The sequence below is a fragment of the Janthinobacterium sp. FT14W genome (genome assembly GCF_009208755.1).
Lineage (GTDB): Bacteria > Pseudomonadota > Gammaproteobacteria > Burkholderiales > Burkholderiaceae_D > Janthinobacterium > Janthinobacterium violaceinigrum.
Genome location: NZ_WFLL01000084.1, coordinates 1 through 8,511 on the forward strand (window position 1 = coordinate 1; position 8,511 = coordinate 8,511).

General features: G+C 64.6%; 7 protein-coding genes and 1 pseudogene. 4 read left to right on the top strand and 4 right to left on the bottom strand.

Annotation, left to right across the window (positions count from 1 at the left end; translation table 11 throughout):
• Together GCN74_RS27610 and GCN74_RS27615 are read left to right on the top strand one after the other, a co-directional pair.
• A partial coding sequence (locus GCN74_RS27610) for a PhzF family phenazine biosynthesis protein (protein WP_193317298.1) occupies positions 1-445 on the top strand: 445 nt, incomplete at its 5' end.
• 191 nt (positions 446-636) lie between these two features.
• Positions 637-2,847: an alpha/beta fold hydrolase gene (locus GCN74_RS27615; protein ID WP_152259622.1), complete on the top strand. Its 2,211-nt coding sequence runs from the start codon at positions 637-639 to the stop codon at positions 2,845-2,847.
• 72 nt (positions 2,848-2,919) lie between these two features.
• On the opposite strand, the gene GCN74_RS27620 is transcribed toward GCN74_RS27615, so the two are convergent.
• The 3 genes from GCN74_RS27620 to GCN74_RS27630 form a co-directional block, all read right to left on the bottom strand.
• Positions 2,920-3,105, bottom strand: a complete 186-nt coding sequence (locus GCN74_RS27620) for a CsbD family protein (RefSeq protein WP_077400637.1) — start codon at positions 3,103-3,105, stop codon at positions 2,920-2,922.
• A gap of 175 nt (positions 3,106-3,280) precedes the next feature.
• Complete coding sequence (locus GCN74_RS27625; RefSeq protein ID WP_152259623.1) at positions 3,281-3,916, bottom strand: class I SAM-dependent methyltransferase; 636 nt, start codon at positions 3,914-3,916, stop codon at positions 3,281-3,283.
• Between the two features lie 67 nt (positions 3,917-3,983).
• Positions 3,984-6,047, bottom strand: a complete 2,064-nt coding sequence (locus tag GCN74_RS27630) for a M13 family metallopeptidase (RefSeq protein ID WP_152259624.1) — start codon at positions 6,045-6,047, stop codon at positions 3,984-3,986.
• Positions 6,048-6,221: 174 nt separating this feature from the next.
• On the opposite strand from GCN74_RS27630, the gene GCN74_RS27635 reads away from it, so the two are divergent.
• Together GCN74_RS27635 and GCN74_RS27640 are read left to right on the top strand one after the other, a co-directional pair.
• The gene (locus GCN74_RS27635; protein ID WP_152259625.1) at positions 6,222-7,049 is read left to right on the top strand and encodes an HDOD domain-containing protein; all 828 of its coding nucleotides are present in this window, start codon (positions 6,222-6,224) and stop codon (positions 7,047-7,049) included.
• A 179-nt stretch (positions 7,050-7,228) separates the two neighbouring features.
• Complete coding sequence (locus tag GCN74_RS27640; RefSeq protein ID WP_152259626.1) at positions 7,229-7,525, top strand: flagellar protein FliT; 297 nt, start codon at positions 7,229-7,231, stop codon at positions 7,523-7,525.
• A gap of 442 nt (positions 7,526-7,967) precedes the next feature.
• Here GCN74_RS27640 and GCN74_RS29025 read toward each other — a convergent pair.
• Positions 7,968-8,511 (bottom strand): annotated as a pseudogene (locus tag GCN74_RS29025) (hypothetical protein); the annotation flags it as partial.

Here is an 8,511-nt window from a genome sequence, read left to right on the forward strand (position 1 = left end):
CGCGCTGCTGCCGCTCCTGCAGGCGGCGCTGGGCGGCGGCGCAGCCGCTAGCGGCACCGTCGTCGAGATGGGCATCCGCTGGCTGTGCGTGCCATTGGCGAGCGCGGCGGCCTGCCTGGCCGTGCGCGCCGACATCGCCGCCCTGACGGCCTTGCTTGCCGCCGCCCGGGCGGACGGCCTGGCGCTGTATGGTCCGCACGATGCGGGCGGTCCGGCCGACTACGAAGTGCGCGCCCTGCTCAGCGAGCACGGCGCGCTGGTGGAAGACCCCGTCACGGGCAGCGCCAACGCCTGCATCGCGCACTTGCTGGCGGGTGCCGGCTACCGCGTGCGCCAGGGCACCTGTTTGCAGCGCGACGGCCGCGTAGCCGTCAGTTTCCGCGCTGGCCACGCGTGGATAGGCGGCGCATGCCTGACCGTGATCGCAGGTACGATATTGGCCTGAACACGGAAAAGCGCCATGGAATGGGCGGCTGTTGGATATTTTTGACGAAGGAAATACGGCCAGGACCGTCTTATTCCGTGGCCCGGGCTATCGCATAAACAGGCACGCTCTGGTATCGTCTTACGCTTAGGCAACGCTCAAGCTCGCCTTTACAAGCAGTGCCATTCATTCCTCCAACTACCGAGACATCCATGCGTTTTATTCTTTGTTTTCTGGCCGCGATGGCCAGCGTTCCCGCATCGGCTGAAAAGCTGACCCTGGAACGCATCCACGCCGATCCGGCGCTGGCCGGCCCCGGCGTGCGCAACCTGAAGGTTTCGCCCGACGGCGAGCGCGTCACGTTCCTGCGCGGCCGCGCCGACAACCAGTTCCAGCTCGACCTGTGGGAATTCAAGCTGAAGGACAAGAGCACGCACCGCCTGGTCGACTCGAAGGCGCTGGTGCCGAATGAAACGATCTCGCCCGAGGAGCAGGCGCGCCGCGAACGCGAGCGCACGGCCAGCCTGAACGGCATTCTCAGCTACAGCTGGTCGCCGGACGGCAAGCAGCTGCTGGTGCCGCTGGCCGGCAATCTGTACCTGGTCGATGCGGCCCACCCGGACAAGGCGCGCCTGGTCGCCAAGGGCAATGTGCTGGACCCGAAAATCTCGCCGAAAGGCCGCTACGTGTCGTTTGTGCGCGATCAGAACATCTATGTGATCGACCTCAAGACGGGCAAGGAACGCCAGCTGACCACCGATGGCAAGGGCAGCATCCGCAACGGCGAAGCCGAATTCGTCGCGCAGGAGGAAATGGGCCAGCGCACCGGCTACTACTGGGCCCCGGACGATTCCGCCATCGCGTATAAGCGCTATGACGAAGCGCCCGTGCCCGTCGTGCGCCGCTTCGAAATCTTCGCCGACCGCACCGACGTCGTGGAACAGCGCTACCCTGCCGCCGGCGACCCGAACGTGCTGGTGCAGCTGCTGATCGTCTCGCCGGAAACGGGCGCGCAGCGCCAGGTGGACCTGGGCACCAACCCGGACATCTACCTGGTGCGCGCCGACTGGAGCGCGGACGGCAAGTCGCTCGTGTACCAGCGCCAGTCGCGCGACCAGAAGACCTTGGACCTGGTCGCCGTCGATGCGGCGACCCTGGCGCAGCGCACCCTGCTGACGGAAACGTCGAAGACCTGGGTCAGCATCCATGACGACCTGCACTTCCTGCCGAACGGGCAGTTCCTGTGGTCGTCCGAGCGCACGGGCCGCAACCACCTGTACCTGTACGACATGGGCGGCAAGCTGCTGCACCCGGTGACTTCCGGCGAGTGGGGCGTCGACAGCGTGCTGGCCGTGAATGAAAAAACCGGCAAGGTGTATGTGTCCTCGAACCGCGACGCGGTGATCGACAAGCAGACCTACGCGCTGGCGCTGGACGGCAGCACGGCCGACAGGCCGCAGCGCGTGACGAAAGCCGACGGCTGGCACGACACGAAGTTCTCGAGCAATGGCGAAGTCTTTGTCGACACGTACTCGGACCCGGCCACGCCGCCGCAAGTGAGCATCCGCCGCCCGGACGGCGCCATGGTGGGCTGGCTGGAAGAAAACGCGCTCAATGCCAGCCACCCGTACGCGAAATACAAGGCCGACCACCTGCCGACGGAATACGGCACCCTGAAGGCCAACGATGGCCAGACGCTGTACTACTCCATCGTCAAGCCGTCGAACTTCGACGCGGGCAAGCGCTATCCCGTCTACCTGTCGACGTATGGCGGCCCGCATTCGCAGCACGTGGCGCGCCGCTGGGGCAACAACTTCGACCAGTACATGGCGCAGCAGGGCTTTGTCGTCTTCCGCCTCGATAACCGCGGTTCGTCGCGCCGCGAGCGCGCGTTCACGGACGCCATCTATCACAACCTGGGCGCGGCGGAAGTGGCCGACCAGCTGGTGGGCATCGACTGGCTGGGCAAGCAAAGCTTCGTGGACGCGAAACGCATCGGCGTGTTCGGCTGGAGCTACGGCGGCTTCATGACCCTGCGCTTGCTGTCGGCCGCCTCCGACAAGATCGCCATGGGCGTCTCCGTGGCCCCCGTCACCGACTGGTCGCTGTACGACACCCACTACACGGAGCAATTCCTCGGCATGCCGAAGGAAAACGTCGATGGCTACAAGGCCAGCACCGTGTTCGCCCACCTGGACGGCCTGAAGTCGCCGCTGCTGCTGGTGCACGGCATGGCCGACGATAACGTCCTGTTCAGCAACAGCACGCGCCTGATCGACGCGCTGGTGAACCGCGGCGTGCAGTTCGACCTGATGACGTATCCGGGCGCCAAGCACGGCATCTCGTCGCGCGCGGGCCAGCGCCACGTGTACAAGAAAATCGAGATGTTCTTCAAGCAGAATCTGGGCAATCCAGTGAAATAAGTTTGAGCGGCATCAAATAAAAACCGCCGCCTGTCTCGCGACAGGCGGCGGTTTTTTTATGCGTGCGCCAGATTACGGTTTGCGCGTAACGGTTTCCACCGCATCTTTCACGTCGCCCACCTTCTTCTGCACTTTGCCTTCGACCTGGTTTGCCAGGCCCTTGGCTTGCTGTTCTTCGCTGCCGACGATCTTGCCAGCGGCTTCCTGGATTTTACCGCCGACTTCCTTCAGTTTACCTTCGACTTGATCTTTGTTCATGATGGATCCTCACTGTAGTTGGTACATCTGTTGTCCCGCCCGCAAGGGCCGGTACTGCGGCTCACACGCTGTTGCAAGCTGCTTGCTGCGTGTCGATGTGTCCATACTACGGGGCGGGGGGATCAATGCTCTGTACGGTTCCTAACACATGCTCAATATGCGCGAATGTCGGCGATCACGCGGGCTTGCGCCACACGGTGGCCAGCCACGGCTGCTGTTCGCGCGGCAAGCCCGGCGGGCGGTAATACTGCTCGACCAGGCTGAAGCCGGCCGCCTGCACGTACGCGGACCACCTCTCCTCGTCGTGATAGCTGCCGTAGCGGGCGCCATTCCAGCCTTCCTGGTTGTGGCCGCGCGGGTTCGAGCTGAACAGCACGCCGCCCGGCTTCAAACAGGCGTACAGGGCGTGCAGCACGGAGGGCAGGACGGCGCTGGGCACGTGGAACAGCACGGCATTGGCGAACACGCCGTCGAAGTGCGCGGCCGGCAAATCGAGGTCGACAAAATCCTGCTGCCACACGGTGCAGCCGCTGTAGGCGCGCGCCATTTCGACGAAACTGGGACAGCCATCGACGCCCGTGGCATGGTGGCCCATGGCCGTGAACGCCTTCAGATCGCGGCCCGGGCCGCAGCCCAGGTCGAGGATCGCCAGGGGCGCGGGCTTGCCGATGGCCTGCAGCAGCGCGGCAATGTTCTGGCTGACATCGTGGTCGCGCGTGCCTTCGAAAAACTGCGCGGCGCTGGCGTCGTAATGGGCCAGGGTGCGGCCCGTGATGGCGTGGATGGGATCTTGCGGTGGGGTGGGCTTCATGGCGGTCCTGTCGGTATGTACCGCCATTTTACGGTGCCGGCGCGCTGCGTGCCGGCACCGCTTATCACTACCAGACGCGCACGCGCTGTTCCGGCGCCAGGTACAGCTGCTGCCCCGGCTGGACGTCGAAAGCCGGGTACCAGGCGTCGAGGTTGCGCACGGTAGCGGCGCGGTATTGCGCCGGCGCATGCCCATCGGTGAGGATTTGCTGGCGCGCCGCCGCTTCGCGCGCCTTGCTGCGCCAGCTCACGCCATAGCCCGTGAAGAAATCGCGGTCCGCGCCCGCCTGCGCCGGCTTGCCCTGCTGCGACAGGGTGAACGCGTCATGCGCGGCCGCCACGCCGGCCAGGTCGGCCAGGTTTTCGCTCAGGGTCAGCTGGCCATTCACGGCCAGGTCGGGAAACGGCTGGTAGGCCGCGAACTGCGCCACCAATTGCTTGGACGCGGCCTGGAAATGCGCCAGGTCCGCTGGCGTCCACCAGTCGCGCAGCTTGCCCTGGGCGTCGAACTGGGCGCCCTGGTCATCGAAACTGTGGCTGATCTCGTGGCCGATGGTGGCGCCGATGCCCCCGTAGTTGGCCGCATCGGACGCTTGCGGGTCGAAGAACGGCGGCTGCAGGATGGCGGCGGGGAAATTCAACGCATTTTGCAGCGGCAGGTTGACGGCGTTGACCAGCTGCGCCGGCATGGCCCAGGCCTTGCGGTCGGGAGACTGGCTCAGCTTGGCCAGCTCCTGCCGGTAATGAAACTGTTCCGCCCGCTGCACATTGCCCAGCGCATCGCCGCGCACCACGCGCAAGCCCGCATAGTCGTCCCAGCGTTCCGGGTAGCCCACGCCCACGTACAGGGTCTTCAGTTTTTCCTGCGCCTGCGCCTTGGTGGCCGGCGCCATCCAGTCCAGCTTGTCGATGCGGCGCGAGAAGGCGGCGACGATATTCGTCACCATGTCTTGCACGCGGGCTTTCGATTCCGGCGGGAAATAGCGCTCCACGTACAGCTTGCCGACGGCATCGCTGAGGGCAGCATTCGTCGCGGCCAGCGCCCGCTTGCTGCGCAGCGACTGCTGCGGCGTGCCGCTCAGGGCGCTGCCATAGAAGGCAAAGCGCTGGTCGGCGGCCGCCTTCGGCAAAATGGTGCTGAAATGGTTGATCGTATGGAAGGCCAGGAAATCCTTCCAGGTAGCCAGCGGCACGCTTGCCACCAGCGCCGCGCTGCCCGTCATGGCCGTCGGGTGCCAGACGATGAAATCCGTCTGCGCGCCCAGGCCGGCTGCCTGGAAGAAAGCCTTCCAGTCCAGGCCCGGCGCCTTGCCGGCGAAGTCGGCGGCGCGCCACGCATTGTTGCCCTTGGCGACATCGGCCGAATCTTCGCGGCTGGCGTGGCTCGCGGCAATTTGCTGCTCCAGCGCAAACACGCGCGCGGCACGGGCCGGCGCATCGCTGTAGCCGGCCTGCTTGAGCATGGCGGCGATGTGCGCCTGGTAGCCCGCGCGCAAGCCCTGCATGCGCGCGCTGTCGCCCTGGTAGAAGGCGCGGTCGGGCAAGCCCAGTCCGCCCTGCAGCAGGTAGGCCACGTTGCGCGTGGTGTCGTTCAAGTCTTGCGCCACCCACAGGCCAAACAGGTTTTCCGTATAAAAATTCGTGGCATTGAGGGGGTCCACGTCGGCACGCAGGCTCTCGCCCAGCGCGCGGGCCAGTCCGGCCCGGTCGCGCACGGCGTCGATCTTCTTCAGCAGCGGCTTGATGGGCGCCCAGCCTTTCGCTTCGATAGCCGATTCATCCATCCAGGAACGGTAAAAATCGCTGACCTGGCGCGCCGCCTCGTCCGTCTGTGGCGCCGCCGCCAGGCCTTCGACGAGGCCGATGATGCGCTCGTTGGTGGAGTTGGCGAGCATGGCGAACGAGCCCCAGCTGCTGCGGTCGGCGGGGATCTGCGTGCTGCGCAGCCAGTCGCCGTTCACGTAGTCATAGAAGTCGTCGCCTGGCAAGACTTTCACGGGGGCGGCGGCCGTGTCGCCGGCCGCCTGGCCGTGCGCCTGGGCCGGCAAGCCGGCCAGCGAGACGCCGGCCAGGGCGAGGACAATGGCAGCCTGGACTGGCGTCCGGGACCAGGAAAAACGCAAACCGTGCATGGCGATCCTTTCGATCAAATAGCTGAAAATGAGCTGACAATGAGCTGTAACCAGGGCTGAAATCATAGCGTGTTTCCCGCCCAAAAACCGCTCCTGAACTTTTTTGCCCGAGCATAAAAAAATCGGCCTATAGTTTCACGACCCCCGTGCCGCGTGTACGCCAAGGAGATTGCCATGCAACTGGAAGCGCTGTTCCAGCATCCCCACGCCCTGCCTGCCGCCCCGAAGATCGTCGATGAACTGGTGCGCAGTTTCGACAACCCCGCCATTGCCACCGAAGACATCGCGCGCCAGCTGGGAGCGGACCCCGTGCTGAGCGCCAAGCTGCTGCGGCTGGCCAACTCGGCGTATTACCACGTCTCGCGCAGCATCGGCACGGTGGAAGACGCCGTGCTGATGCTGGGCTTTGTTACCGTGCGCACGCTCGTCATCAGCTCGGGCCTGGTCAGCGGCTTCAAGACCGTGCCCGGCCTGAACCTGCCGCAATTCTGGCGCTACAGCCTGCACAGCGCCGTGTCGGCCCGCTGGATTGCGAGGCAGGCGGGCGACAACCAGGACCTGGCGTTCACCATCGGCATGATGCATGCGATCGGCCAACTGGTGATCCATGCCGCCATGCCCGAGCAAGCCATGCAGCTCGACAAGATCGCGCCGCCGCTCGATGCGCGCCGGCTGGACGCGGAACGGGTGTCGCTGGGCTATGACTATGCGCAGGTGGGCGCCGAACTGACGCGCCGCTGGAAGTTCCCCGCCGCCTTTGCCGACGCCATCGCCGCCTTCCCCGATCCGCTGGCCAAGCCGCCCTTGAACCGCCTGGCCGCCATCGTGCACCTGGCCGCCTGGCGCGCGCGCATCGATGAAAACCAGTTGAACAATGAGGAAATCATCGCCTGCTACCCCGGCGACGTGGCTGAAGCGCTGGGCTTGCCGCCCTCGGTACTGGTGGACAAGATGCCGCCGCCGGCCGAACTGGGCACGGGACTGGAAGAACTCGTCACATAAATCTGCCGCCGCCGGACTCGCCACCCCAGCATCCATGCGGCCTGGCGGGTGATTCCGGCGGTGCGCCGGAAATCATGCAAATTATTTTCACTTTTTTTTCAAAAACACCCTCAAGTTCCCGATCAGCACGCCGTTAATCTAGACAAGCGGTAATCCATTCACTAGTTACGGGTGTGCTCATGACCTCCAACGACGTTCTCTCGATGTATGAAAATATTGCAGGAATGACCAATAAAATGGTCGTGGCCGCACGTTCGAGCGACTGGGATGGCCTCGACACCCTGGAAAACCAGTGCGCCAGCGCCGCCAGCACGGCCATGACGGGCAAGGTGCCTGCCCTGGCCGGCGCCTCGCGCCTGCGCAAGATCGACCTGCTCAAGCAAATCCTGGCCAACGACCGCGAAATCCGCACCATCACGGAGCCGTGGATGACGCAGTTGTCGAACGCAATGCCGGGCTCGCGCGCCCGCATGTAAATAAGCAAGCAAGCAAGTAAGTAAGTAGGCAAGTAAATAAGCAAGCGCCAGAAACAGCAAAAGCACCCGCGGGTGCTTTTTTTACGTCTGCCGCCTTGCCGGGGAGCGCGGCGCCTGCGGCGCGCGGGGAACAAGGAGGGGGAATTGGGAAGGCGAGCCCCAGGTATCTCCTGGCGTCGCCTCGCTGCCGGTTGCATCCGGCGTTCGCGAGCACATCGTCGGCATCGCAAACCGCTTCCAGACCCAGGCGTTTATGCAACGCTACACCTGTTTGCCGCGCCACACTATCGTTGGTGACTGCGCCAGGCTGGGGCTGTTTTGTCGTAGAGCAAGTCCACTGAATTAATCATATCACCATATTTAAGAAACAGGCAACACGAGATACAAGCATTTTTCTGTCTTTTTTCAATATCTTTTTTTATATCAAATTCCAGCCCCGCCCTTAACGCGAGAACGGCTCCGCCTCCGGCTCGGCCGCCTCTTCCTCTACCGCTTCCGTCAGTACGGGCACATCCTTCTTCTTGCGGCCAAATGGCTTGCGCAGCAAGACCCAGTATTTTGATGGCGCACCCGGCCCCGCCGCCTGTTTGCGCTTGCGCACGACATACGCGACGAGCGCCGTCAACAGCAGGAAGGCCAGGGTGCCGATACCGAACCACAGCAAGCCATTGCCGCCCGCCTTCTTTTCCTTGTCCGCCGCGGGTGCCGCGTGCAAAGGCCTGGGCTTGGCATGGGGCGCTTCCGCCACGACCGGCGCGGCAACGGGCGCAACGGCGCCAACGGTGGCGGCCGGCAGCGCCAGCGCCTTTTGCAGGGCGCCGATCTTGCCCTCCAATTCACCCAGCTTCTCATTCAGGGCCGTATTTTTCTCATCCAGCGCCACGCACGCTTGCGCCTGTTCCATATTGGCCTGCGGCGCGCATGCGGCCGCGGGCGCCGGGCGCAGCGCGGGGGAAGCCGGCACGGCCGCGGCCGGTGGCGGCACG